The organism is Rhizobium sp. B230/85 (assembly GCF_019355735.1).
Lineage (GTDB): Bacteria > Pseudomonadota > Alphaproteobacteria > Rhizobiales > Rhizobiaceae > Rhizobium > Rhizobium rhododendri.
This window is the reverse complement of the sequence record NZ_CP072156.1, coordinates 924,126-947,710: the sequence shown is the minus strand read 5'-3', so window position 1 is coordinate 947,710 and position 23,585 is coordinate 924,126. Positions and strand designations below refer to the sequence as shown.

General features: G+C 61.2%; 26 protein-coding genes. 8 read left to right on the top strand and 18 right to left on the bottom strand.

The window, feature by feature from the left end; genetic code table 11:
- Positions 1-153: 153 nt before the first annotated feature.
- From dapD to J5289_RS04470, 3 genes are all read left to right on the top strand, one after another.
- Complete coding sequence (gene dapD / locus J5289_RS04480; RefSeq protein WP_209182707.1) at positions 154-1,011, top strand: 2,3,4,5-tetrahydropyridine-2,6-dicarboxylate N-succinyltransferase; 858 nt, start codon at positions 154-156, stop codon at positions 1,009-1,011.
- A 132-nt stretch (positions 1,012-1,143) separates the two neighbouring features.
- On the top strand, positions 1,144-2,337 hold the full coding sequence (gene dapE / locus J5289_RS04475) for a succinyl-diaminopimelate desuccinylase (protein WP_209182705.1): 1,194 nt from the start codon (positions 1,144-1,146) through the stop codon (positions 2,335-2,337).
- Complete coding sequence (locus J5289_RS04470; protein ID WP_209182703.1) at positions 2,324-2,926, top strand: hypothetical protein; 603 nt, start codon at positions 2,324-2,326, stop codon at positions 2,924-2,926. The genes dapE and J5289_RS04470 overlap by 14 nt, the downstream gene beginning before the upstream one ends.
- A gap of 3 nt (positions 2,927-2,929) precedes the next feature.
- On the opposite strand, the gene truA is transcribed toward J5289_RS04470, so the two are convergent.
- The 7 genes from truA to J5289_RS04435 form a co-directional block, all read right to left on the bottom strand.
- Positions 2,930-3,733, bottom strand: a complete 804-nt coding sequence (truA, locus tag J5289_RS04465; RefSeq protein WP_209182701.1) for a tRNA pseudouridine(38-40) synthase TruA — start codon at positions 3,731-3,733, stop codon at positions 2,930-2,932.
- A complete protein-coding gene (fmt, locus tag J5289_RS04460) occupies positions 3,733-4,671 on the bottom strand; it encodes a methionyl-tRNA formyltransferase (RefSeq protein WP_209182699.1) in 939 nt (312 codons plus the stop codon). The genes truA and fmt overlap by 1 nt, the downstream gene beginning before the upstream one ends.
- A 183-nt stretch (positions 4,672-4,854) precedes the next feature.
- Positions 4,855-5,571 carry a hypothetical protein gene (locus J5289_RS04455; protein WP_307877412.1) on the bottom strand — a complete coding sequence of 239 codons (717 nt, stop codon included), beginning with the start codon at positions 5,569-5,571 and terminating at the stop codon, positions 4,855-4,857.
- Between the two features lie 129 nt (positions 5,572-5,700).
- A complete protein-coding gene (locus tag J5289_RS04450; protein ID WP_209182695.1) occupies positions 5,701-6,120 on the bottom strand; it encodes a type II toxin-antitoxin system VapC family toxin in 420 nt (139 codons plus the stop codon).
- Positions 6,117-6,380 carry a plasmid stabilization protein gene (locus J5289_RS04445; RefSeq protein ID WP_209182688.1) on the bottom strand — a complete coding sequence of 88 codons (264 nt, stop codon included), beginning with the start codon at positions 6,378-6,380 and terminating at the stop codon, positions 6,117-6,119. Before J5289_RS04445 ends, J5289_RS04450 begins: the two co-directional genes overlap by 4 nt.
- Positions 6,381-6,441: 61 nt before the next feature.
- Positions 6,442-6,957 carry a peptide deformylase gene (gene def, locus J5289_RS04440; RefSeq protein WP_209182686.1) on the bottom strand — a complete coding sequence of 172 codons (516 nt, stop codon included), beginning with the start codon at positions 6,955-6,957 and terminating at the stop codon, positions 6,442-6,444.
- An 87-nt stretch (positions 6,958-7,044) separates the two neighbouring features.
- Positions 7,045-8,550 (bottom strand): globin-coupled sensor protein, encoded by a 1,506-nt coding sequence (locus J5289_RS04435; RefSeq protein ID WP_209182684.1) that lies wholly within the window; start codon positions 8,548-8,550, stop codon positions 7,045-7,047.
- 208 nt (positions 8,551-8,758) lie between these two features.
- Between J5289_RS04435 and J5289_RS04430 the strand changes: the two genes are divergently transcribed.
- Both J5289_RS04430 and J5289_RS04425 read left to right on the top strand, forming a co-directional pair.
- Positions 8,759-9,952 carry a DNA recombination protein RmuC gene (locus J5289_RS04430; RefSeq protein ID WP_209182681.1) on the top strand — a complete coding sequence of 398 codons (1,194 nt, stop codon included), beginning with the start codon at positions 8,759-8,761 and terminating at the stop codon, positions 9,950-9,952.
- A gap of 47 nt (positions 9,953-9,999) precedes the next feature.
- Complete coding sequence (locus tag J5289_RS04425) at positions 10,000-10,899, top strand: ribokinase (RefSeq protein WP_209182680.1); 900 nt, start codon at positions 10,000-10,002, stop codon at positions 10,897-10,899.
- A 139-nt stretch (positions 10,900-11,038) separates the two neighbouring features.
- Here the strand turns inward: J5289_RS04425 and J5289_RS04420 are convergent, their stop codons facing one another.
- On the bottom strand, positions 11,039-11,977 hold the full coding sequence (locus J5289_RS04420; protein WP_209187317.1) for a nucleoside hydrolase: 939 nt from the start codon (positions 11,975-11,977) through the stop codon (positions 11,039-11,041).
- A gap of 241 nt (positions 11,978-12,218) precedes the next feature.
- Here J5289_RS04420 and J5289_RS04415 point away from each other — a divergent pair, with 241 nt between their 5' ends.
- The 3 genes from J5289_RS04415 (at position 12,219) to J5289_RS04405 (ending at position 13,520) form a co-directional block, all read left to right on the top strand.
- Entirely contained in the window at positions 12,219-12,650 is a 432-nt protein-coding gene (locus J5289_RS04415) for an Hsp20 family protein (RefSeq protein WP_142823878.1), read from the top strand.
- A 49-nt stretch (positions 12,651-12,699) separates the two neighbouring features.
- A complete protein-coding gene (locus tag J5289_RS04410) occupies positions 12,700-12,957 on the top strand; it encodes a DUF1150 family protein (RefSeq protein WP_142823877.1) in 258 nt (85 codons plus the stop codon).
- 125 nt (positions 12,958-13,082) lie between these two features.
- Entirely contained in the window at positions 13,083-13,520 is a 438-nt protein-coding gene (locus tag J5289_RS04405) for an N-acetyltransferase (RefSeq protein ID WP_209182676.1), read from the top strand.
- A 73-nt stretch (positions 13,521-13,593) separates the two neighbouring features.
- Here the strand turns inward: J5289_RS04405 and trmB are convergent, their stop codons facing one another.
- The 10 genes from trmB to J5289_RS04355 all read right to left on the bottom strand — a co-directional run bounded on the left by trmB (position 13,594) and on the right by J5289_RS04355 (position 23,575).
- Positions 13,594-14,295: a tRNA (guanosine(46)-N7)-methyltransferase TrmB gene (gene trmB, locus J5289_RS04400; protein ID WP_209182674.1), complete on the bottom strand. Its 702-nt coding sequence runs from the start codon at positions 14,293-14,295 to the stop codon at positions 13,594-13,596.
- Between the two features lie 5 nt (positions 14,296-14,300).
- Complete coding sequence (gene metK / locus J5289_RS04395) at positions 14,301-15,539, bottom strand: methionine adenosyltransferase (protein WP_142823874.1); 1,239 nt, start codon at positions 15,537-15,539, stop codon at positions 14,301-14,303.
- A gap of 179 nt (positions 15,540-15,718) precedes the next feature.
- Entirely contained in the window at positions 15,719-16,138 is a 420-nt protein-coding gene (locus tag J5289_RS04390) for a helix-turn-helix domain-containing protein (RefSeq protein ID WP_111216473.1), read from the bottom strand.
- Between the two features lie 158 nt (positions 16,139-16,296).
- Entirely contained in the window at positions 16,297-17,898 is a 1,602-nt protein-coding gene (gene lnt, locus J5289_RS04385; protein WP_209182672.1) for an apolipoprotein N-acyltransferase, read from the bottom strand.
- A gap of 93 nt (positions 17,899-17,991) precedes the next feature.
- Positions 17,992-19,167 (bottom strand): hemolysin family protein, encoded by a 1,176-nt coding sequence (locus tag J5289_RS04380; protein ID WP_209182670.1) that lies wholly within the window; start codon positions 19,165-19,167, stop codon positions 17,992-17,994.
- Between the two features lie 8 nt (positions 19,168-19,175).
- Positions 19,176-19,682: an rRNA maturation RNase YbeY gene (gene ybeY / locus J5289_RS04375; RefSeq protein ID WP_209182668.1), complete on the bottom strand. Its 507-nt coding sequence runs from the start codon at positions 19,680-19,682 to the stop codon at positions 19,176-19,178.
- Positions 19,683-19,697: 15 nt separating this feature from the next.
- Complete coding sequence (locus tag J5289_RS04370; protein ID WP_142823870.1) at positions 19,698-20,753, bottom strand: PhoH family protein; 1,056 nt, start codon at positions 20,751-20,753, stop codon at positions 19,698-19,700.
- Between the two features lie 29 nt (positions 20,754-20,782).
- The gene (gene miaB, locus J5289_RS04365; protein WP_209206766.1) at positions 20,783-22,174 is read right to left on the bottom strand and encodes a tRNA (N6-isopentenyl adenosine(37)-C2)-methylthiotransferase MiaB; all 1,392 of its coding nucleotides are present in this window, start codon (positions 22,172-22,174) and stop codon (positions 20,783-20,785) included.
- Between the two features lie 49 nt (positions 22,175-22,223).
- On the bottom strand, positions 22,224-23,021 hold the full coding sequence (locus tag J5289_RS04360; RefSeq protein WP_209182659.1) for a 1-acyl-sn-glycerol-3-phosphate acyltransferase: 798 nt from the start codon (positions 23,019-23,021) through the stop codon (positions 22,224-22,226).
- 125 nt (positions 23,022-23,146) lie between these two features.
- Positions 23,147-23,575, bottom strand: a complete 429-nt coding sequence (locus tag J5289_RS04355; RefSeq protein ID WP_111216460.1) for a Fur family transcriptional regulator — start codon at positions 23,573-23,575, stop codon at positions 23,147-23,149.
- Positions 23,576-23,585 lie beyond the last annotated feature (10 nt).

Sequence of the window (23,585 nt, the reverse complement as noted above, 5' to 3'; positions counted from 1 at the left end):
GCCGCGATCGGGCGCCCGATCCAGATGCAATGCGGCAGGAAAGATCATTCCATTTCCGGGACGGCTGTTGTAGAGCAGATCACCGGCCAAGCGATCACATCTGCGAATGATCCACCGGCCGGGACGAAATCCACAGATGTTCAAGGAATTGTCATGAGCGCTACCGATCTTGCCTCGCTTGAAAAGACCATCGAAGCGGCGTTCGACGCGCGCGACAGCGTCAACCTCTCGACATCAGGCGAAATCCGCGATGCAGTCGACACGGCGCTGACACTGCTTGACGGCGGCAAGGTGCGCGTTGCCGAACGCGGTGACGACGGTGTCTGGAAGGTCAACCAATGGCTGAAGAAGGCGGTGCTGCTGTCCTTCCGCCTCAACGACATGACGATCATCGAGGGCGGTGCTGGCGGATCGACCTGGTGGGACAAGGTCCCCTCGAAGTTCGAAGGCTGGGGCGAAAACCGCTTCCGCGAAGCGGGCATCCGCGCCGTACCGAACTGCGTCGTACGGCGCTCGGCCTATATCGCCCCAAATGCCATCCTGATGCCGTCCTTCGTCAATCTCGGCGCCTATGTGGGCGAAGGCACCATGGTCGACGCCTGGGCGACGGTCGGCTCCTGCGCCCAGATCGGCAAACATGTGCATCTTTCCGGCGGCGTCGGCATCGGCGGCGTACTGGAGCCCATGCAGGCCGGCCCGACGATCATCGAGGACAACTGCTTCATCGGCGCCCGCTCGGAGGTCGTCGAGGGCTGCATCGTCCGCGAGGGCTCGGTTCTCGGCATGGGCGTGTTCATCGGCAAGTCGACGAAGATCGTCGATCGCGCCACCGGCGATATTACCTATGGCGAAGTGCCCCCCTACTCAGTCGTCGTCGCTGGATCACTGCCGGCAGCCAAGCCGATGGCTAACGGCCAGCCCGGCCCCGGTCTCTACTGCGCCGTCATCGTCAAGCGCGTCGATGCACAGACGCGCTCGAAGACCGGTATCAACGAACTTTTGCGCGACTGAGCGGCAATTGGATGGACGCTCCCGGCAACGGGAGCGTCGCCAACAGGAAAAGATCCATTTCGAGCCTGAGTATTTCTCGCCGTTCCGACAATTGCCATCGCTTTGCCATTTCCCGCCGGATACATCGTTGTCATGAACACCACCGATCCCGTCGCCAATCTCCAGACCCTGATCCGCTGCCCGTCGGTAACACCCGCCGACGCCGGTGCCCTTTCGGCACTGACCGACATGCTGCTGCCGCTCGGCTTCGTCGTCGAGCGGATGACCGCCAGCGAACCGGGCATCCCCGACATCGACAATCTCTATGCCCGGCTCGGCCATGAGAGGCCGCATTTGATGTTTGCCGGCCATACAGACGTCGTGCCTGTTGGCGACGAAGCAAGCTGGAGCCATCCGCCCTTTGCCGCCGAAATCGCCGATGGCCAGATGTTCGGGCGCGGCGCGGTCGATATGAAAGGCGGTATCGCCTGCTTTGCTGCTGCTGTTGCCCGCTATATCGCCCGGCACGGCGCGCCAAAGGGCTCGATCTCGTTTCTGATTACCGGCGACGAGGAAGGGCCGGCGATCAACGGCACCACCAAGCTACTCAAATGGGCTGCCGAAAAGGGCGAGACATGGGACGCCTGCCTGGTGGGCGAACCGACCAATCCCGACAGGCTCGGCGACATGATCAAGATAGGTCGGCGCGGTTCGCTGTCGGGCAGAATCACTGTTAAAGGCGTCCAGGGCCACGCGGCCTATCCTGACCTCGCCGACAATCCGGTACGCAGTATTCTGGCCCTGACGCAGGCGCTGATGCATCCGCCGTTCGACGCGGGCACTGACAATTTCCAACCATCCAACCTCGAAGTGACGACGCTCGACGTCGGCAACGGCGCTACCAACGTCATCCCGGCGAAGGCGACGGCAAGCTTCAATATTCGCTTCAACGATACCTGGACGGCAGATACGCTGAAGGCCGAGATCGTCGCACGGCTCGACCGGGCGGCAGCCGACCAGACGCTGCGTCCGGGTCGTCCGCCGGCATCCTACGAGATCGCCTGGGCGGAGCGGCCGAGCCATGTGTTCCTCACCCGCAACAACGAGTTGATCGCCTCGCTTTCGTCAGCTGTGGAGACGGTGACCGGGCAGGCGGCCAGACTGTCCACGACCGGCGGCACGTCGGATGCGCGTTTCATCAAGGACTATTGTCCGGTCGTAGAATTCGGCCTCGTCGGCCAGACCATGCACATGGTCGACGAGCGCGTTGCGGTGGCCGATCTCGAAACGCTGACGGCAATCTACGAGACATTCCTCGAACGCTGGTTCCAGAATGCCGACGTATAGGGAAGTCCAGTACTATCTGGCCGGGCTCTGGCTGCTGGTGCGCAATGACGCGCGCGGTTTCAACTACCTCGACATCTCCGATCGGGGCCTGACACGGTCTTTCTGGGCCGTCCTCTGGTGCCTGCCGCCGATCGGCATTTCCTGGCTTTGGTGGCAGCAGACCTATCTGTCGGCCATGCCGCCGGGCAGCGCCACCGGGCCTGCCTTCTTCTTCCGCCTCGGCCTCGTGGAGGCGGCAAACTGGCTGGTACCGCCGGTCATGGCGGGATTGTTGCTGCTGCTTTTCAGGAGCGGCGAAAAATTCCAGCCTGTCGTCGTCGCCATGAACTGGCTGGGCCTGCCGCTTTCCTACCTGAACGCGCTGCTGATCGCGCTCATCGCCTTCGTGCCGGGATCGGCCGGCCTCACCGCCATCCTGTGGCTGGTGCTGATGATGGCGCTGATCTTCGCGCTTGCCCGCATCCTGCGGATGATCTGCGGTCCGCATCCGCTGTTCGTCGCGGCGATGACGCTGATGATGATGGTTCCGCCGATGCTGCTGACGGACTTCCTGCAGCATTTCCTCGGCATCTATCCGCCCGGCTCCTGACGCCTATTCCCGGGCCGGGCGTGGCTGCTCGCTCTGGCGAATGCGGCGGGCATCGGGATCTGCGGGATAGTCGACCTGCAGGAAATACAGTCCCTCCGGCGGCGCCACCGGGCCGCAGGCCTTACGGTCGCGCGCCTCGAGCGCAGCGCGGACATCCTCGACCGACCACTTTCCCTCGCCGACCATCTTCAGCGTCCCGGCAAAGGAGCGGATCTGGTTGTGCAGGAAGCTCTGCGCCGTGGCGCGGATTTCAATCAGATCGCCGTTGCGGGTGACATCCAGCCGGTCGAGGGTGCGCAGCGGGCTGTTGGCCTGGCAATGGATCGAGCGGAAGGTGGTGAAGTCGTGATAGCCGATCAGCGTCTGGGCTGCCGCATGCATCGGCACATGGTCGAGATCCTTGGATACCCACCAAGCGCGCTTTGCCTCCAGCGCCAGCGGCGCCTTGCGACTGATGATACGATAGAGATAGTGCCGTCGATGGGCGGAAAAGCGCGCGTCGAAGCGTTCATCGACCTCGGCGGCATCGATGATCGAGACGCGCTCGCGGGCCTTGCCGAGATAGGCGTTCAGGGCATTGCGCAGGGTATGCGGCGGCCATGTCTTCGACAGGTCGGCGTGGACCACCTGCCCCATCGCATGCACACCGGAATCGGTGCGGCCTGCGCCGCGCACCAGAACGGCCTCGCCCGTCAGCGCCAGGATAGCGTTCTCGATGGCCGACTGGACGGAATGGCCGTTGTCCTGCTTCTGCCAGCCGACATAGGGTGTGCCGTCATATTCGACAGTCATGCGGTATCGCGGCATCAGGCGAGCCTCGTGCCATTTGGGATCGGCGTGCCGCGCAGGAAATCGACGGCAGCCAGCGGCTTGCCGCCAGCCTTCTGCAAACGTGTCAGCCGCACCGCGCCGGCCTCGCAGGCAATGGTGAGATCGTCGGACATTACCATGCCGGCAACGCCCTCGCCGCCTGCGACCACCTCGGATGCCAGCACCTTGATGCGCTCCGGCTTGCCGGAGATCTCCATCTCGAACCAGACGCCGGGCGCCGGCGACAGGCCGCGAATGTGGTTGTGCACATCGGCTGCGGATTTGTGGAAGTCGATCCTTGTCTCGGCCTTGTCGATCTTGGCGGCATAGACCGCGCCCTCGGCTGGCTGTGGCGTCAGCGGCAGATCGTTCATCTCCAGCCGGACCATGGCCTCGCCCATCGCCTTGGCTCCGACCTGGCTCAGCCTGTCGTGCAGTTCGCCGGCCGTCATCGTCTCTGAAATCTCGACCTCGCGGGTGAGCGCCACCGGGCCGGTATCGAGTCCCTTGTCCATCTTCATCACCATCATGCCGGTCTTGGTGTCGCCTGCCATGATCGCCCGCTGGATCGGCGCCGCCCCGCGCCAGCGCGGCAGCAGCGACGCATGGCCGTTGTAGCAGCCGAGCGCCGTGCCATCGAGGATCGCCTGCGGAAGCAGCAGCCCGTAGGCGACGACGACGGCGACATCTGCCTTGAGGTCGATAAAGCGCTGGCGCTCTTCGGGGTCCTTGAAGTTGACCGGCGTGTAGACGGGCAGGCCCAGGAGTTCGGCAGCCTGATGAACGGGCGACTTCTGCAGTTCCAGCCCGCGCCTGCCGCCGGCGCGCGGCGGCTGCGTGTAGACCGCGACGATGCGATGACCGGCGTCGACCAGGGTGCGCAGGGTCGGCACCGAAAAGGCCGGAGTTCCCATGAAGATGATGCTGAGAGACATGCGATCGTCCGTCGTTGCGATTTAACCGCCTTCAAACGGCTTTATCGGCGTGAGATCAAGCCCCTCGCAGTCTTTTGTCTTGCGCGTCGACAATGTCGCACCGTGTGGGAGGCATGATCCGGTGATCATCGCGTTCTTGGTTCGACGGAGGGGCCGGCATTTTTACCCTCAGATCTCCGCCGCTTAGGCACTCTCGTCGGGCAACCAGACTCTGAGTTCGCCGACCGCCCTGAAGCCAAGCTTAGTCATTTCACCGAGCGCGTCGCCGCTGTCATATCCAACAAGCGGCGCATTGCCTGAAAACGCTGTCGCTGCCAGCGAAACTGCGTCTCGGAATGCATCTGGCGTACCATTCAGGCTGAAGATGTTGGAGACGCCGACACTCTTCGGCGATTGGTTCACGATGCATCCGGCATCAAAGCCGCCGCCGGCCAGTCGACCGTAGATATGTATGTCGGGATCCAGAAGCAGTGCGGGTGTGCAGACATTGGCATCAGTCGGGCTACCAGACTCTTTCCAGGATTGTTCCCAGCGAGCCAGCGCCGCCCCGTCGCCTATGCGTCCCCAGCCATGAGGGATATCCGCCGGCAGGTCGTGGGGTTCAGCCCAAATCCATGAGGCGGAAAACAACATCTTGAACCCCCTTCTCACCAAATCGAGCCTGGAAAAGCCATCCTTCAAGCCGGGTCGTCTTCCCAGTCGCTCCGTCAGCCGAGCAATTTCAAACAGCTGCTCCTCGGTCGAATGAGGCTCAAGTGTTGTCATGTTGGAATAATACGGCGGCGCGACCGCATCGCTGGACCAGAATGCCGTGGTTCGCTGGTCGGCCAGTCCGTGGGAACGGAACATTGCCTGATAGAGGTCGGCATTGTTCGCGGCGCAAATACGGGCTTTTTCCAAGTCCGAGCGTGTCGTATCCGTTTGATAGTTGTTCCGAGACGAAATGCTCACCATGACAAAGCCTTTTTCTCGACACGTCCGAAACCTGTTCTGCACATCTCACGAAATGCGATTGTCCGTCGTTACGATTTAGCCACCTTCAAACGGATTTATCAGCACGAGATCAAGCCCCTCGAAGTCTTTCGTGTTGCGCGTCGCCAGCGTTGCGCCATGCGAGAGGCAGATCGCGGCGATCATGGCGTCCTTGGTTTCGATGGAGCGTCCTGCATTTTTTCTTGCGGCACTGATCGTTGCATAAAGGTGTGCCGCATCCAGCGAAAAATCGAGAATACGTCCGGAGAATGCAGCTTCAATGCGATCAAAAGTCGATGCCAGTTGTTGGCGCCGCTTGCCTTCAGGTAGCAGTGCTATGCCGTACCGAACTTCTCCGACAGTAATCGTCGTCAGGAAAATCCGCTCGATCGCGTAGTCATCCAGCCAGGCCAAGATCCTTTCGCTGTGCGTTCGCCCCTCCAACTCGGAAATCACGTTCGTGTCGAGGACGATCATCCGTCGAACCGGGGCGGCTCACGATCAGGCTGATGGCGGAAAGCTGAAATAGCTTCGATGTCGGCGTCGTCGAAACGCTCTTCGCCAAGGATAGCTCGCAAACGCCCACCGGCGGAGGTACCGGTATCGTCGGGAGTTGGCAATGCTCGTTGCAGTTGGTCGATAGCTTCTTCGGAAACGCTGCGTCCGTTGCGGCGCGCAGTTTCCTCAAGCCTCATCTTCAAGGCTTGGTCTACGCCACGCAGCAGTAAGTTACCCATAGGCGCCTCCTTGATATCTCCTGTATCATAGGTGAGGCTGCCAAGACTTTCAATCTGGGCTTCAGCCCGCCTTGGTCTTGGCGGCCTTGGTGAACTTCTTGATGACCATTTCGCGCTTCAGCCGCGAGATGTGGTCGATGAAGAGGACGCCGTTCAGGTGGTCGATCTCGTGCTGCAGGCACGTCGCGAGCAGGCCGTCGGCCTTGACGGTCTGCTTGACGCCGTCGACATCGAAATACTCGACCGTCACCTCTGCCGGGCGCTCGACTTCGGCGTAGTAGTCGGGGATGGAGAGACAGCCCTCCTCATAGACCGACCGCTCTTCCGACGACGCGACAATCTCGGGGTTGATGAACACCAGCGGCGTCTTTTCCTCCCCCTCGCGCGAAAGGTCGATGACCAGCATGCGCCGGTCGACACCCATCTGCACGGCGGCAAGGCCAATGCCCGGCGCGTCGTACATCGTGTCCAGCATATCGGTCGCCAGCCGCTTCGTCTCGGCGTCGAAGCGTTCGAACGGCTTCGAGACTACGCGCAGCAGCGGATCGGGGAGAATGATAAGAGGCTTGATCGTCATAAAGTCTCCCATAGCCCATCTTTGTTTGGGAGGGAATTATGAACATGGCCGCAAAACGGGTTTTTTGCGGCCATGTTTGATGACCGCTCAGGCCGCCCGACGTTTCTCGCCCTGCATGTTGCCATTGCGGATATCGGCTTGCGTCTTGAAGCCGCTGAGAAGGGCGACCAGAGTATTCGCCTCATTGCGCAGGTGCCGTGTCTCGGCAGAGGTGCGTTCGACCATCGCTGCGTTCTGCTGGGTTATCGTATCCATGTTGCGCACGGCGGCACTGACCTCGGCGACGCCGATTGCCTGATCCTTGGCAGCAGCGGCAATGTCGCCGACAAACTTGTTGACGCCGTCGATCCGGCTGATCATGTCCGCAAGAGCGACGCCGGTGCTGGACACGATGGTGACGCCGGCGTGGACCTGGGTCGAGCTCTGCGAGATCAGGTCCTTGATCTCCTTGGCGGCACTGGCCGAGCGCTGCGCCAGCTGCCGCACCTCCTGCGCCACCACGGCAAAGCCCTTTCCGGCATCGCCGGCCCGGGCTGCCTCGACGCCGGCGTTAAGCGCCAGAAGGTTGGTCTGGAAGGCGATCTCGTCGATGACGCCGATGATCTTCGAGATTTCGGTGGAGGATTTCTCGATTTCAGCCATGGCGGCAACGGCGCTGTTGACCAGATCGCCCGAGCTTTTCGCCTGCTGCTGGGTTTCGCCTACGGCGACGGAGGCCCTGGCCGCATTAGACGCCGTCTGGCCGACGCTGACGGCCAGCTGCTGCAGTGCTGCAGAACTCTGCTCGACGCCGGCGGCCTGCTGCGCCGTGCGCATGGAAAGGTCATCCGTCGCCTTCGACATAAGGTCCGTGCCGCTCAGCACCCCTTCGGACGTAGCGCGGACACCACCGATGGAATGGCGGAGAGCCGCTACCGCGTTGTTGTAGTCGCTGGCCATCTTCTGAAAGGCGCCCGGGAGGTTCTCCGGCAATACCGCCTCGAAGTCACCCTTGGACAGAGATTCGAGGCCGCGGCTCAAATGCTCCATGGCTATGCGCTGATCGGCTTCGGCGCGGGTTCGATCCTGCTCCAGGACCTGGCGTTTCTCGTCCAGTTCGGCGAGATAGACGGAGATCGCGTAGTCGATGTCGAGGAAAGTCGCCTTGACGACGGCCGCCAGCTTGTTCGACAAGCCTGGGGCGTGGCGTTTGCCGAAGCGCGATGGCCAATGCTTGTGCAGGATGCCATGCATCAATTCCGTCAGCACCAGGGCGTAGCCGCCGATGTACCAGCTGGGATCGAGGCCAATGCGCGCATGGGTCTTGCCGACAGCAGTCACGCCGGCCACGTAATTGGCATCGAATTGGCCATTCGACAGATGTCCCCAGTGGCTCTCCTGGCGCGCCTTGGCGCCATCCATGTGGGCTTTGTCGCGGAAGAAATGGGAAATCGCGGGTGTCCTGCCCATCTTCGCATAGAGCTTGTCGAGCGCGCCGCCGAGAAGCTCCGACAGCGTCGGGCGCAGTTCGCGCAGGGTCTCGCGGGTGGCGTCGTCGATCTCGATGAAGTCCAGGCGTTGTCTGAGGGTGGATGTATCGGGCGCAGCTTTCATCTTGATCTCGGTCTGAATGAGGCTTCCGCACGCCAAGCGTGCAGGGTAAAGGCAATCTGCCAGACTTGACCGATTTGCATTGACCATCCGTTAACTTTGTTACCCAGATTTCGCCCGATACGGACAGTTTACATTGTTCACGTTTTGATCTGGCTTTTACCCTGACTGGCGTTATAGTCCGGCGATCTCCAACTATCGCCAGGATGCCATGACGATCTCCCTTTTTGGTTCCGACTTCCAGACGGTGCAGTTGCTGTACGGCGCGGTCGGCCTGCTCGTTCTTGTCATCGTGATCCTGCTGGTCCGCAGTGCCGGCAAAAGGCAGAGCGACGACGAGATGGATTTTCGCGCTGCAGAGGCGGAACAACGGATGGCGGAGATGCTGCGGCTGCAGGCCGAGATGCAGGGCCGTCTGGCGACGATGACCGAGGTGTTCGGCAGTCGCCAGGCGGAGTTCAACCACGCCGTCAACCAGCGTCTCGACGGGATGTCGCACCGGGTGACCAGCACGCTCAACGAACAGACAAAATCGACGCATGAAAACCTGCAGAAACTGCAGGAACGGCTCGGGGTCATCGATGCCGCACAGTCCAATATCCAGTCGCTTGCAAAGGATGTCGTCGGGCTGCAGGCGATCCTGTCCAACAAGCAGACGCGCGGCGCCTTCGGCCAGGCACGGATGGAGACCATCGTTGCCGACGGCCTGCCGTTCGGCGCCTATGCCTTCCAGCACACGCTGTCCAACGGGTCGCGGCCCGATTGCATCATCCATATGCCAAACGGACTGCCGCCGCTGGTGGTCGATGCAAAATTCCCGCTGGAAGCCTGGAACGCCATCCGCGCGGCCTCCAGCCCGGAAATGGTACGCATCGCCGGCCAGCAGTTTCGCCGCGACATGGAAGTCCACATCCGCGATATCTCCGAAAAATATCTGATCCAGGGCGAGACCCAGGACACTGCCTTTCTCTTCGTACCATCGGAATCGATCTTTGCCGAGATTCACGAAAAGTTCGAGGGTGTTATCCAGAAAGCGCACCGCGCGCAGATCGTCATCGTCTCCCCGTCCCTGCTGATGCTGTCGATCCAGGTGATCCAGTCTGTCCTGAAGGACCAGCGGATGCGTGAGCAGGCGCATCTCATCCAGGGCGAAGTGGCGCTGCTGATGGCCGATCTCGGTCGTCTCGATGAGCGCGTCACCAAACTCCAGGGACATTTCTCCGCTGCCCAGAAAGATGTCGAGATGATTGCCACGTCCTCCTCGAAGCTTGCGAGGCGCGGCCAGAAGATCGAGGCACTGGACCTGACAGAGCACTCCGAGGCGGTACGCGAGCCGGCAGAACCATCACGCGGAGTCGAAAGCCGTACTGGACTTCTGAAGCTGAGGGTGGTTGACGAGGACTAAGCGCTTCGGCAGTGTCGCGCCGATATTCCAGCAGAGCAGGCATTCCCATGATCACAGTATTCGGCTCCATCAACATGGACCTCGTTGCAACCACGGACCGGCTGCCGAAGCCCGGGGAAACCGTTGCCGGCAACGGCTTTGCAACGGCTGCCGGCGGCAAGGGTGCAAACCAGGCGCTGGCCGCCCGCCGCGCCGGCGCAACGGTGCGCATGGCCGGCGCTGTCGGCACCGATGGCTTTGCCGAGCCTGCGTTGGCGCTGCTGGCAGAAGCCGGCACCGATCTCGGCGCGGTAAAGCATGTCGAGGGCCCAACCGGGACGGCACTCATCCTTGTCGGCGGCGACGGTGAAAACGTGATTGTTGTGGTGCCCGCTGCGAATGGTGCCGTCACCGCCGAAGACGCCACTGCTGCGGTGGCCGGACTGAAGGCCGGCGATATCCTCATGCTGCAGCTCGAGGTGCCCGGGAATGCGGTGGAGGCGGCGCTTGGCGCTGCCAAGGCCGCCGGTATCCGGACGATCCTCAACCTCGCGCCGCTGACATCAGATGCCAAACGGCTCGGGCGGCTAGCCGACATCGTCATCGCCAACGAAACGGAATTCGAGCTTCTGGCAGGCCAGGACGGAATGACGGCTACCGATCGTGAAGCGGCAATGACCCGCCTGCATGGGGAAACCGGGCAGACGCTGATCGTCACTCTGGGTGGCGATGGCGTGGTTGCCATAAGGGACGGCGTACTGTCGCGCGCCAAGGGCCTCGTCATCGAGCCCGTCGACACGGTCGGTGCCGGCGACACGTTTTGCGGCTATTTCGCTGCCAGCCTCGACCAAGGGCTCGACTTCGAGGCCGCACTCCGTCGCGCCGCCGTCGCCGGCTCCCTCGCCTGCCTTTCAGCCGGAGCTCAGCCATCGATACCCCTGGCCGAATCGGTCGCCGCGAGGCTCTGATCGGTGTCTCACGGATAATCTGGTGTAGTTCCGCCCGGAATTTATGACGAACTTAGCAGTGCTATAAAAGGTGGCACTCCACCTAAATGACCAAAGGCCGCCGGGACAATCCGGCGGCCTTAAACTCTGTTCCGAATTCTCAGATCCGCGCAAAGCGCTCCGTAAGCAGCGCAAAAAATCCGTCGGCGTCGACCGATCGCATGAACCGGGCGTTGCGCTTGCGATCTGTCACGTGCCACCAGTCGACGACCATCATGCCGATCGTCAGCTCCGAACTGACCTCGATCTCGACATTGCAGGTGCGGCCGTCGAAAAGCTCTGGCTTCAGCAGGTAGGCAATGACGGTCGGATCGTGCAGCGGGCCGCCGTCTGAGCCGTATTTCTCGATATCGAAGCGCTCGAAGAATTCCAGCATCTCGGCCATGGCCTTGGCCGGCGCGGTGCCGATGTCGGCGATCTTGCGGACCCTGTCCTTGCGGGTCAGCAGCTGATGGGTGACATCGAGCGGCATGATGACCACCGGCACGCCCGACCGCATAACGATGTCGGCCGCCTCGGGATCGACGAAGATATTGAACTCGGCGGCCGGCGTAATGTTGCCGCCCTCGAAGAAGCCGCCGCCCATCATCACCAGTTCCTGAACGCGACCGACGATTCCCGGCGCCTTGCGGAAGGCCGTGGCGATATTGGTGAGCGGGCCGAGGGTGCAAAGCGTCACCGTGCCCGCGGGCTCGTGCAACAGTGTTTCGATGATGAAGTCGACGCTGTGTTGCGGCTGCAGCGCCATCGTCGGCTCGGCAAGCTCCGGACCATCCAGCCCCGTCTTGCCGTGCACGTGCTCCGCAGTCACCAGCGGCCGGGCAATCGGCCGGTCGCAACCGACAAAGACCTTGATATCGCGGCGATCGCAAAGCTCGCAGACGATCCGCGCATTGCGGCTGGTCATGGGCAGCGGCACGTTGCCGGCTACGGTGGTGATACCGAGAATTTCAAGCTCCTCCGGGCTGCCGAACGCCAGCATGATGGCTGCTGCGTCGTCCTGTCCCGGATCGGTATCGATGATGATCTTCCTTGCCAAACGCGCGTCCTCTTCCCTTGTCACTGCGGCGTCCCTGCGCCTCTTCCACCCCTTTTTGACGCCATTCGAACTGCCTTTGTCAAGCAAGCGCTGCAACCATAGGGGCAGCGAATATGCCGTTGGATTCCGATTGCGTCAGGCGACGTGCTTGCGCCGAAAGCAGGCAATGCCCATATTGCGGCCATCCGGATGCTGAGATGCAGGTCCGGCAGGGTCGCTTGACAACCAAGGACTTGTAGAGATGAGCCGTATGACGCCTTTTGCCAGCCCTCTCCTGTTGGGCTTCGACGCCATGGAAAAGACCCTCGAGCGGATTTCCAAGATCAGCGATGGATACCCACCCTATAATATCGAGCGAATGCAGGCCGAACCGGCAACTGGCGAACCGGAGCGATTGCGCATCACGCTTGCCGTTGCCGGCTTCAGCGAGGACGAACTCGAAGTCACAACGGAAGAAAACCAGCTGATCATTCGCGGCCGGCAGATCGAGCAGGAGGCACGTGACTATCTTTATCGGGGCATCGCCGCCCGGCAGTTCCAGCGCGTCTTCGTATTGGCCGAAGGGATGCATGTCCTTGGCGCGGCATTGAAAAACGGTTTGCTTTCGGTCGATCTTATCAGACCGGAACCGCCGCGTGGGGTGAAGAAAATTAACATTTCGGTCCCAGAGTAAGGCAACGGCGAATCCGAGCCGTTGGTCCCCCACGCTGGAGGAACGGGAAATGTTACTCAAAGAAGCCACCGCACGCCTCACCGAAAACGAACTCGTATCGCTCGGCAGCGGCGAAGTCGCCTATGTCCGCAAGATCCGCCAGGAGGAAGTGTCCCGTTGCTTCCCGGAAGCTCCGGACATCGATCCCACAGTTGATCTGTGGGCCCTTTTCGGCGCCGACGGCACCCCCATCCTATTGACCGACAACCGTTCCAGCACCTTCTTCAAGGCTGCCGAAGACGAGTTGAAAACCGTCAGCCTGCACTGAGTTTGCAGCTGGGGACGACCTCCAGATCAGCCGATCCCGATTCAATGTACGCGCGCCGGATTGTATCCTCAGAGCCAGTGCGGGCGCGCGCGTCTGCCCTCCGGGTGTCCTTGCAGATGAAGTTCATGACAAGACAGCTCTCGATAGAAGATATGGATGAAGCTGCCGTCGTTCTACGCCGCTCATTTGACGAGCGGATGCCTGCATTGTCCGGCCTTCATACTGCCGAAGAGGACAGACTCTATTTTCGGGAGCATCTCTTTACCCAATGCGAAATGTGGGGCGCATTCGACCAGGTGATGCTCGGCTTCATAGCCTTCACAGATGAGTGGATCGAACAACTCTACGTTCTGCCCAACTTTCAGCGCATCGGTGTCGGACGGGCGCTGCTCGATATAGCAAAAGGACGATCACCTTCTCTGAAACTCTGGACTTTCCAGCAAAACGAACGGGCCCGCACCTTCTATGAGCGAAACGGTTTTGCGATCATTGATGAAACCGATGGTGCGACCAACGAGGAAAAAGCGCCGGATGTGTTATTCGAGTGGAAGCAATCGAGCTGAATGCGCCTGACGCTTTTGCGATAGCCCGATAATCGTCAATTCCACCCTGCGAAGGCAAACTGCCCAGATCGTCCTACACCCGCTTAAACGTCAGATAGGCCGAGGAGCGGCCTTCGCGTTTGGCTTTGGCTTCGTAGCGCGTGCCGGGCCAGCCGTCATAAGGGGTGAGCCAGTCGGCGGCGTTTTTCGCCGTCCATTCGAAGCCGCCATGGGCCTTACAGTGCTGTAGCGTCCAGTTGATGTAGGTGTCGATGTCGGATGCGAAGCAGAATATTGCGCCGGGCTTCAGGACTCGGTGAAAGCGGGCGAGATTGACCGCGGAGACGAAGCGGCGTTTCCAGTGGCGTGTTTTCGGCCAGGGATCCGGATAGAGCAGGTCGATCTGGTCGAGACAGGCGTCCGGCAGCCAATCGAGCAACTGCGTAGCATCGTCGTTGTAGACGCGGATGTTCTGAACACCCGCTTCCTCGACATGGGCAAGCAGCTTCTGCATCGAATTGACGAAGGGCTCGACACCGATGAAACCGGTCGTCGGGTTTTCCTTGGCCCGGTGGATCAGGTGCTCGCCACCGCCGAAGCCGATTTCGAGCCGCAGTCGTTCCACCGGAACTGGAAACAGCGCCTGGAGAGAAGCAGGCACAGGCGTGTCGAGATCAACCATGAAGGCGGGCAGCAGGGTTTCCAGCCGCCCGGCCTGCTGGCCACGCAGGGGCTTGCCCTTGCGCCGACCGTAGAAGGCTTCCGTTGCCCGCGATCGGCGCTCGGTATCGTTCATGACATTCAGGCCTTGATGGCTTCCTTGAGCGGCTTGACGAGGTCGAGCTTTTCCCAGGAGAAGGAACCGTCGCGACCTGCCTTGCGGCCGAAGTGGCCATAGGCGGAGGTCTTGGCGTAGATCGGCTTGTTGAGGTCCAGATGGCGGCGGATGCCGGTCGGCGACAGGTCCATCACCTTGCGGATGGCAGCTTCGACCTGGTCCTCGGTGTACTTGCCGGTCTGGTGCAGGTCGACATAGATCGACAGCGGCTGGGCAATGCCGATCGCATAGGCGATCTGGATGGTGCAGCGGTCGGAGAGGCCGGCGGCAACGACGTTCTTGGCGAGATAGCGGGCTGCATAGGCAGCAGAGCGGTCAACCTTGGTGGTGTCCTTGCCGGAGAAGGCGCCGCCGCCGTGCGGAGCAGCACCGCCGTAGGTGTCGACGATGATCTTGCGGCCTGTCAGGCCGGCGTCGCCATCGGGACCGCCGATGACGAACTTGCCGGTTGGATTGATGTACCAGGCGCAATCGGCAGCGACCGGCAGGTCGCCGAATGCTTCCATGATGTAGGGCTCGACAACCGAGCGGACCTTCTTCGAATCCCAGCTTTCGTCGAGATGCTGGGTCGACAGAACGATCGAGGTGACTTCTGCAGGCTTGCCGTCGACGTAGCGGACGGTGACCTGGCTCTTTGCATCCGGGCCGAGCTTGCCGGCTTCGCCTTCATGCTTCTTGCGGGCGGTGGCAAGCAGCTGCAGGATCAGGTGCGAATAGTAGATCGGTGCCGGCATCAGGTCCGGCGTTTCGCGGCAGGCGTAACCAAACATGATGCCCTGGTCGCCAGCGCCTTCATCGCCCTGCTTGTCGGACGCGTTGTCGACGCCTTGCGCGATGTCGGCCGACTGCGAGTGCAGCAGGACATCGATCTTCGCCGTCTTCCAGTGAAAGCCTTCCTGCTCGTAGCCAATGTCCTTGATCGCCTTGCGGGCGGCTGTCTTGAACTTGGCCGGATTGATGACGTCCTTGCCGTCCTTGTCCTTCTTCATCAGGCTCGGCGGCAGGCGGACCTCGCCGGCGATAACCACCCGGTTGGTGGTCGCCAGGGTTTCGCAGGCAATGCGGACACTCCAGGGATCGATGCCGGTCTTTGCGGCTTCACGGTAGACCAGATCGACGATTTCGTCGGAGATGCGGTCACAGACCTTGTCCGGGTGACCTTCGGCAACAGACTCACTGGTAAAGAGGTAGTTGGCACGCATGCGGGAATTCCCCTCAAAGAATAAAGCTGGGTCTGTGTTAGTCAGTTCAAAGCCGAATGACAAGGCACAGAAGGACATGGATATATCTTTATATCCCACTTTCCGGTTAAGATTTTTGCGCCAAACATGCAAAAGGCGGCCAAAATGACCGCCTTTGCGTCTTCATGTATAGCCGGCGCTTACTCGGCGTCGGCTTCGGCAGCCAATGCCTTGACCAGTTCGACGACCTTGCGGCGGACCTTTGCATCGGAAATCTTGACGAAAGCACGATTGAGCTGCAGGCCTTCCGAGGACGAGAGGAAGTCCACGACATAGTTGGAGCTCGAGGCTTCAGCCATGCCGCTGGCGGACGTCGAGTGATCGCCCGGTGCGTCTTCAAAGAAAAACGAGACCGGCACGTTGAGGATGCTGGAAATATTCTGAAGACGACTGGCGCCAACGCGGTTGGTGCCCTTTTCGTACTTCTGGATTTGCTGGAACGTGATGCCGAGGCTTTCGCCAAGTTTTTCCTGGCTCATGCCCAGCATGGTGCGACGGAGACGGATCCTGCTACCGACATGGATGTCGATTGGATTCGGCTTCTTCTTATTTTCGATCATTATAATGCCCTAACTAGCTCTGGTTGAATCGGCTTCTTCGCCCCCACTACCCCCGACCATGCTTATATAACGCCACGTTGCAGAGCTATATTCGCTTGATCGCCATCTTACGTACAGATTAGCGTCCTGGACCACTATGCATTTTTAGGGGTTTTAGGTCAATTCAGGGCTGAAATAAAACCCATGCGTGAAATCACTGCAATCAGGCCCATGCACGCAAGTGCCAACCAAAAGTACAGAACCCGCAGTTTTTCGCCTATTTTAGTTTGGTCTACGCTACCCAAGGTGGCGTCGACAAATCCCTGCTGACCAAGATCGAGGCCGGCGACGAGACGTCCATGAGAATCGACCAGAGCAGAAATTCCGCTGTTGGCGCTGCGGATGAGCGGCAGGCCGTATTCGACGGCGCGGACACGGGCCTGCTGAAAATGCTGGTAGGGTCCAGGGGTATTGCCGAACCAGGCGTCGTTGGTGACATTGACGATAGCGTCGGCCTTGGCGATATCGGGCGTCATCTCGTCGGGAAAGATGATCTCGTAGCAGAGCAGCGGGTAAAGCCGGATGCTCGATGGCAGGGTCAACAGCGAGCGACGGGCGGCAGCGGAAAAACCGCCCGGCATCTCGACGATGTTGGCTATGCCGAAATTCTGGAGGATGCTCTCGAAGGGCACATACTCGCCGAACGGCACCAGATGCACCTTGTCTGCAGCGCCAATGATCTGGCCGCGGCCATCGATCACGTAGATCGAATTGTAATAGCGCGGCGGCGTCCCGGGGCCCATGTCCTCGGCCCGCACGGCGCCGGTGATGAGAATTTGGTCGGCGGCGAGCACGTCGGCAATGCGGGTCAGGGCGTCCCGGTTGTCGGTCAGGAGAAAGGGTAGTGCCGTTTCCGGCCAGACGATGATGTCCGGCCGCTTGCCACCATCCTTGGGTGGCGCCGCCGACAACGCCAGATGCTTCTCGAAGATCGCGGTGCGATCGCCGTCGCTGTCCTGCTTGGCCTCCTGGTCGATATCGGGCTGGATGACGCGCACAACCGGCGCCTTTGCATCTGCACGGAAGGCAGGCTCCGGCTGGCTCAGCGCGTAGTAGCCGTAGCCGAGATGGGCAGCGAACAGGAGGGCCGCGAGTGTAATGCCGGGGATGGCGCCGTTGCGGGTGCCTAACAGCGCCGGCGCCGCAAATACGAAGACGGACAGCACCGTCACCCCCAGCATGCCGATCATGTGGGCCGACTGCATCATCAGCGGCGTCGGCATCATGCCATAGCCGATGGCATTCCAGGGAAAGCCGGTGAAGACGAAACTGCGCAGCCATTCGATAAAACCGAATGCGAAGGCCAGTGCTGCGATCCGTCCCAGACCGTCGGACCATACGAGCCTCGCCAGCGCGGCGGCGAGCCCGTAGAAGATCGCGAGAAATGCCGGCAGGCCGAGGATCGCCAGAGGCAGGGCCCACGCGAACTGCTCCGCATCGATCATCAGCGCATGGCCTAGCCACCACAGGCCGGCGACGAAATAGCCGAAACCGAACAGCCAGCCGGTAACGAAAGCTGGCCATAGACGGCGGAGGATGCCGCTGCCTGGAGCGGCAGTGGCGCCGTCAAGCAGCCAGACAAGCAGGGTGAAGGAGACGAACATCGCGGCAAAGAAGCCGAAGGGCGGGAGCGCCAGCACGCCGATAGCGCCGGCACCCATGGCAAGCAGGGCACGCCTGAAACCCCAGACCAGAATGACCCTGTCCGCAAGCCATTCCATGCACGCTCTCCCTTGAAACACCACGAATCAAACCCGTTGCGCAGTGTTTCAAAAAAGGCGCGGTTTGTCCCTTGAAGGCTTAGAGCAGCGGCCCTAGCCGGCTGCGTTGCGATTGACGGCACCGCCATCGGATGGCCCGTCGACAGCCGGATGGTCTTTGTCATTACCGGATGCCTCCACTTCACCCTTGACGGGGCGACGACGGACCGGATGGCGCTTGCGGGTGATGCGGACGCGCTTGATGCGGCGCGGATCAGCCTCGAGGATCTGGAACTCGAACCCGGGAAGCCCCTGGACAAGCTCTCCGCGAACCGGAATGCGACCGAGCGCCGAAAAGATAAGGCCACCCAGCGTATCGACGTCGTCGACTTCCTCGCTGACATCGAAGTCTGAGCCGATAGCCCGGGCGATATCTTCGAGTTCAACGCGGGCATCGGCGACGAAGACGTCTTCCGATACCTGCTTGAACATGACCTCTTCGTCGTCGTGCTCGTCGTCGATATCGCCAACGACCATCTCGACGATGTCCTCATGCGAGGCGAGGCCGTCGGTTCCACCATATTCGTCGATGACCAACGCCATCTGGGTGCGGTTGACCTGCATGCGCCGAAGCAGGTCGGAGGCCAGCATCGACGGCGGCACGAACAGGATCTTCCTGATGATGCCGGCTTCGGCAACGGTCTTGCGAAGATCGACCCGGGCGAGATCGAAGTTCGGCTTGGCGGAACGCGGTGCCTTTTCGGCCTTCTCGGCAGCAACAGCGGCGACCTGCGGATCGATTGCCGCAGCCTTGGCGCCGACCCGGCGCTTGTTGCGCGCCTGCTTGGCCACATAGGAAAGCAGGTCTCGGATGTGCACCATACCGCGCGGATCGTCGAGCGTATCGCAATAGACGGGCATGCGCGAACGTCCGCTTTCCTCGAACAGGATCATCAGTTCCCCGATGGTCAGGCTCTGGTCGACCGCCTCGATATCGGCACGCGGCACCATGACGTCGGCCACACGCACCTCCCGGAAGCGCAGGATATTGTGCAGCATCGCCCGTTCGTCGGCCGAAAAACCGTCATCATCGGTGCCGTTCACCATCAGGGCGTCGGTGAGGTCCTCGCGCAGGCGCGAGCCCTGGGCCGGACGCAGCACGCGCGCCGCTCGGCTCCAGAAGGTGGATTGGGATCTGTGCCCCGCCCTGCCGTTGCTACTCGCCGCCTCTTCGGAGGCTGCGTCCTGCTCTTTGGCGTCAGTGGCCGGTTTTGCTGTAAAGTCGCTCATGGTTCCAATCAGATCGGGTCTTGACCCGCATAGGGATCTGATAGGCCAAGTCTCGCCAAAATACGAGTCTCAAGGCCTTCCATCAGTTCGGCGTCTTCATCATTCATATGGTCGTAGCCAAACAGATGCAACAATCCATGCACCATCAGATGGGTGAGATGCTCGTCGACACCCTTGTCGAGATCAACCGCCTCGCGCTCCACCGTCTCGCGAGCGATGATGATATCGCCCAGCATGGGGCCTGGCATGCCGCCGGGAGCAAGCGGAAAAGCAGGGAACGACAGGACATTGGTCGGCTTGTCCTGCTGCCGCCATTCGGCGTTGATCGCCCGGATTGAGGCATCGTCGGTGAAAACCAGCGAGAGTTCGGGCTCCATCGATGGAAAAGGCTGATGGACCTCCGTCTGCAGAAAATCTGCGGCATCGCCAAGCACGCGCTCGGCCATCGCCTGAAGTGTTTCCTCGGAGGGCCAGCGGCCCTCCTCGATGCTGATCTGTATGTCCAGTCGGGTCATGGCGTCATGCCGGCATCAGCTCTGCCGATCGGCCTCTTCGCTTTCGGGCGTCGCGTACATCGTATCGTAGGCGCGCACGATGCGGCCGACGAGCGGATGGCGGACGATGTCGGTATCCTTGAAGCGGATCACCGAAATGCCCTCGACGCCGGTCAACAGCTGCAAAGCCTCGACGAGCCCGGATTTGACGCCGCGCGGCAGATCGATCTGGCTCGGGTCGCCGGTGACGATCATCCGCGAGTTTTCGCCGAGACGGGTAAGGAACATCTTCATCTGCATCGAGGTCGTATTCTGCGCCTCGTCGAGGATGACGGCGGAGTTGGCCAGCGTACGGCCGCGCATGAAGGCGAGCGGCGCGATTTCGATGACACCGGCGATAATGGCCCTCTCGACCTTGTCGCCTGGCATCATGTCGTAAAGCGCGTCATAGAGCGGCCGCAGATAGGGATCGACCTTCTCTTTCATGTCGCCGGGCAGGAAGCCCAGTCGTTCGCCAGCTTCCACAGCCGGGCGCGACAGGATGATCTTTTCGACCGCGCCCCGTTCCAGCAGCTGGCAGGCCTGGGCCACGGCAAGATAGGTCTTGCCGGTACCAGCAGGGCCGCAGCCGAAGACAAGTTCCGAGCGCTCGAGTGCACGGAGATAAGCATCCTGCGTCGGCGTGCGCGCGACGATGGTCTTCTTGCGGGTCGAAACCTGGGCCATGGTCAGCTTGGCCTTGCGCTCCATGGTCGGCAGGATCAGCTGGTCATCGGCCGCCAGCGCCATGCGGATGGCGCCCTCGACATCGGACGGCTCGACGCTGCCACCCTTCTGCAATTTTTCGTAGAGGTAATCGAGGGTGCGCCGGGCCTGATTGGTGGCCAGCACATCGCCGGTGATGACGACGGAGTTGCCGCGAGCGCGGACGTTGATCTTCAGCCGCTCCTCGAGCAGCTTCAGGTTCTGTTCGAACTGACCGAACAGCTCGCTGGCGAACCTGTTGTTTTCGAAAGTCAGAACGAAGTGATTGGCGTCGGTCGCGGCAGGGGACTGGCGCGGAGTAGAGGAAACCAATTCTTGTGCGTTCAAGCGGTCAAGCTCCTTTGCCAATCTCGGACCTACACCTGCTCTGCAAAGAGACTGTTGGTGCTTGTCCCGGTGATTCGTACATTGATAATGTCACCGATTTGCGATGCCTTTGCATCAACATTCACGGATTGCAGCCACGGAGAGCGACCTATCAACTGTCCTGGCATGCGACCGGGCTTTTCGAGCAACACATCGACCACGCGGCCGACGCAGGCTTCGGCAAATTCCTGCTGCTGGCGCATGAGAAGCGCTTGCAACCGTTCCAGCCGTTCAGCCTTGATCCCTTCGGGCACCTGATCCTTCAAGTCCGCGCCGGGGGTGCCGGGACGCGTCGAATATTTGAACGAGTAGGCCTGTGCATAGCGCACGGCCTTGACGAGGGTGAGCGTATCCTCAAAATCCTTGTCTGTCTCCCCCGGAAAGCCGACGATGAAATCTCCGGACAGCGCGATATCCGGGCGCGCGGCCCGGATGCGCTCGACCAGGGCCAGGTAGTCGGCCGTACTGTGGCGGCGGTTCATCGCTTTTAGGATGCGGTTGGAACCGGCCTGCACCGGCAGATGCAGATAGGGCATCAGCATGCGGAGGTCGCGGTGGGCATTGATCAGCCTGTCATCCATGTCGCGCGGATGGCTTGTGGTATAGCGCAGCCGCGCCAGACCCGGAATGTCGGCAAGCCGATATAGCAGGTCGCCAAGGCTCCACTCCTCGCCATCCGGTCCCTTGCCGTGCCAGGCGTTGACGTTCTGGCCAAGCAGCGTCACTTCGCGCACGCCGCCGGCGACCAGCTTCTCCGCCTCGTCGATGATCTGCGACACTGGCCGGGAAACTTCGGAACCGCGTGTGTAAGGCACGACACAGAAGGTGCAAAACTTGTCGCAGCCCTCCTGCACCGTGAGGAAGGCCGTGACGCCGCGGGCACGGATCTTCGCGCTTTCGGCCATCGGCAGATGCAGGAACTTGTCTTCGATGGCGTATTCCGTATCGACGACGCGCTGGCCTTGCTTGGCGCGACGCAGCGCCTCCGGCAGGCGATGATAGGTCTGCGGGCCGATAACGACATCGACGGCCGGCGCCCGGCGCAGGATTTCCTCACCTTCGGCCTGGGCGACGCAGCCGGTGACGCCGATCATCATCTCGCGACCGTCTGCGGCCTTGCGCTTTTTCATGTCGCGCAGCCGGCCAAGGGCAGAATAGACCTTTTCGGCCGCCTTCTCGCGGATATGGCAGGTGTTGAGGAGGACGAGGTCGGCCTCTTCCATATCGTCGGTCTGCTCGTAGCCGTCCTTGGCCAGCGCGTCGCTCATCCGCGTGGAGTCGTAGACGTTCATCTGGCAGCCGTAGGTCTTGATGAAGACCTTGCGGCTGTTGTTGCCATCACGGGTTTCCGGGGCGATCAGAAGGGCGCTGTCCTGGGTCATGGCGGCTATCTAGTGGTTTTTTGACGGTGTGAAAAGACAATCTTGAGTATCAGGTCTTGTGGCGACCGAGCAGCAGGCCCGAAAGCAGGGCACGAATGCGCTCGGTGACTTCCGCTGCGACCTGCTTGCGGTTGCTGTCGGCGCGATAATCGACCGTCTCGCCGAAATGCACGTCGACATCGATTGCGCCGCAGGCAAGCACGCCCTTCAGCGACGGCAGCATCTCGATGTCTCCCGGCCATGTGGCAACGGGCCGGTGATAACGCCCCATCGGCATGCCGTGGATGCCTGTATAAGCGACCGCGACCGGCTGGACGTGCACCACGCCTTCGGGTGCGGCCGGAAGAGCAGCCGCCGCCGCCCCGAACAGCGAGGACTTCACCTCCAGCAGGCGGTTGCCGTCCGACGTTGTGCCTTCCGGAAACAGAACGACGATCTCGCCGCCGGCCATGCGCTCGGCAATCTCGTTCACCTGTTCGCCCGTCTTGCGCTTCTGCTCTCGGACAACGAACACCGTCTTTTGCAAGCGCGCGAAAAGCCCAAAGATAGGCCAGCCGCGCACCTCGATCTTCGCAATGAAGGCAACATCGGCCACCGCCGACAGCACCAGGATATCCAGCCAGGACGAATGGTTCGATGCCAGCATCAACGGCCTTCGACGATCCGGCGCGCCGTGAACGCGGATGTGTAGCCCGAAGGCATAGCAGACGAGGCGGTGCCAGAGGCGCGGCAGGTAGCGACGCAGCCTCCAGTCAAAATAGAGGCAGACACATTGCAGCGGCAGCAGGAAAACGCTGGCGACCAGCACAAGAAATCCACCGAAAACAAGGCGCAAGCGGTGGATCAAGGCCGTGCCTCATAAAGTGTTTTGGGGTGCGTACCTACCACCGCCTCCCCCATAATACCCTTACCGCAAAGCTGCGGTTTCCGAATGCAGAAGCTTCGTCCGGCCCTGTCGCAGACATCAGGCACTCAGTGCTCGTCCTTCTTGATCGGCACCCCATAGAGCTCCAGCCGGTGGCCGACAAGGCGGAAGCCGTGCTCGCGGGCGATACGTTCCTGCAGAGCCTCGATTTCCGGCGAATGGAACTCGACGACGTCGCCGGTTTTCAGGTCGATCAGGTGGTCGTGGTGCTCTTCCGGAACCGTCTCGTAGCGCGAACGCCCGTCGCGAAAATCATGGCGGGTAATAATGCCGGCGTCCTCGAACAGCTTTACCGTGCGGTAGACCGTGGAGATGGAGATTTTCGAATCGATCTTCACCGAGCGGCGATGCAGTTCCTCGACATCGGGGTGATCCTCGGCATCTGCAATGATTCGAGCGATGACGCGCCGCTGCTCGGTCATGCGCATGCCGCGTTCGGCACAGAGCTCCTCGAGCGATTTGGCAATATCTGTCATCGATGTCGTC

Excerpts from the sequence above, each read along its gene's own strand:
- dapD (WP_209182707.1), top strand. The coding sequence starts at position 154 with ATGAGCGCTACCGATCTTGCCTCGCTTGAAAAGACCATCGAAGCGGCG.
- dapE (WP_209182705.1), top strand. The coding sequence starts at position 1,144 with ATGAACACCACCGATCCCGTCGCCAATCTCCAGACCCTGATCCGCTGC.
- J5289_RS04470 (WP_209182703.1), top strand. The coding sequence starts at position 2,324 with ATGCCGACGTATAGGGAAGTCCAGTACTATCTGGCCGGGCTCTGGCTG.
- truA (WP_209182701.1), bottom strand. The coding sequence starts at position 3,733 with ATGCCGCGATACCGCATGACTGTCGAATATGACGGCACACCCTATGTC.
- fmt (WP_209182699.1), bottom strand. The coding sequence starts at position 4,671 with ATGTCTCTCAGCATCATCTTCATGGGAACTCCGGCCTTTTCGGTGCCG.
- J5289_RS04450 (WP_209182695.1), bottom strand. The coding sequence starts at position 6,120 with ATGATCGTCCTCGACACGAACGTGATTTCCGAGTTGGAGGGGCGAACG.
- J5289_RS04445 (WP_209182688.1), bottom strand. The coding sequence starts at position 6,380 with ATGGGTAACTTACTGCTGCGTGGCGTAGACCAAGCCTTGAAGATGAGG.
- def (WP_209182686.1), bottom strand. The coding sequence starts at position 6,957 with ATGACGATCAAGCCTCTTATCATTCTCCCCGATCCGCTGCTGCGCGTA.
- J5289_RS04435 (WP_209182684.1), bottom strand. The coding sequence starts at position 8,550 with ATGAAAGCTGCGCCCGATACATCCACCCTCAGACAACGCCTGGACTTC.
- J5289_RS04430 (WP_209182681.1), top strand. The coding sequence starts at position 8,759 with ATGACGATCTCCCTTTTTGGTTCCGACTTCCAGACGGTGCAGTTGCTG.
- J5289_RS04425 (WP_209182680.1), top strand. The coding sequence starts at position 10,000 with ATGATCACAGTATTCGGCTCCATCAACATGGACCTCGTTGCAACCACG.
- J5289_RS04415 (WP_142823878.1), top strand. The coding sequence starts at position 12,219 with ATGAGCCGTATGACGCCTTTTGCCAGCCCTCTCCTGTTGGGCTTCGAC.
- J5289_RS04410 (WP_142823877.1), top strand. The coding sequence starts at position 12,700 with ATGTTACTCAAAGAAGCCACCGCACGCCTCACCGAAAACGAACTCGTA.
- J5289_RS04405 (WP_209182676.1), top strand. The coding sequence starts at position 13,083 with ATGACAAGACAGCTCTCGATAGAAGATATGGATGAAGCTGCCGTCGTT.
- trmB (WP_209182674.1), bottom strand. The coding sequence starts at position 14,295 with ATGAACGATACCGAGCGCCGATCGCGGGCAACGGAAGCCTTCTACGGT.
- metK (WP_142823874.1), bottom strand. The coding sequence starts at position 15,539 with ATGCGTGCCAACTACCTCTTTACCAGTGAGTCTGTTGCCGAAGGTCAC.
- J5289_RS04390 (WP_111216473.1), bottom strand. The coding sequence starts at position 16,138 with ATGATCGAAAATAAGAAGAAGCCGAATCCAATCGACATCCATGTCGGT.
- lnt (WP_209182672.1), bottom strand. The coding sequence starts at position 17,898 with ATGGAATGGCTTGCGGACAGGGTCATTCTGGTCTGGGGTTTCAGGCGT.
- J5289_RS04380 (WP_209182670.1), bottom strand. The coding sequence starts at position 19,167 with ATGAGCGACTTTACAGCAAAACCGGCCACTGACGCCAAAGAGCAGGAC.
- ybeY (WP_209182668.1), bottom strand. The coding sequence starts at position 19,682 with ATGACCCGACTGGACATACAGATCAGCATCGAGGAGGGCCGCTGGCCC.
- miaB (WP_209206766.1), bottom strand. The coding sequence starts at position 22,174 with ATGACCCAGGACAGCGCCCTTCTGATCGCCCCGGAAACCCGTGATGGC.
- J5289_RS04355 (WP_111216460.1), bottom strand. The coding sequence starts at position 23,575 with ATGACAGATATTGCCAAATCGCTCGAGGAGCTCTGTGCCGAACGCGGC.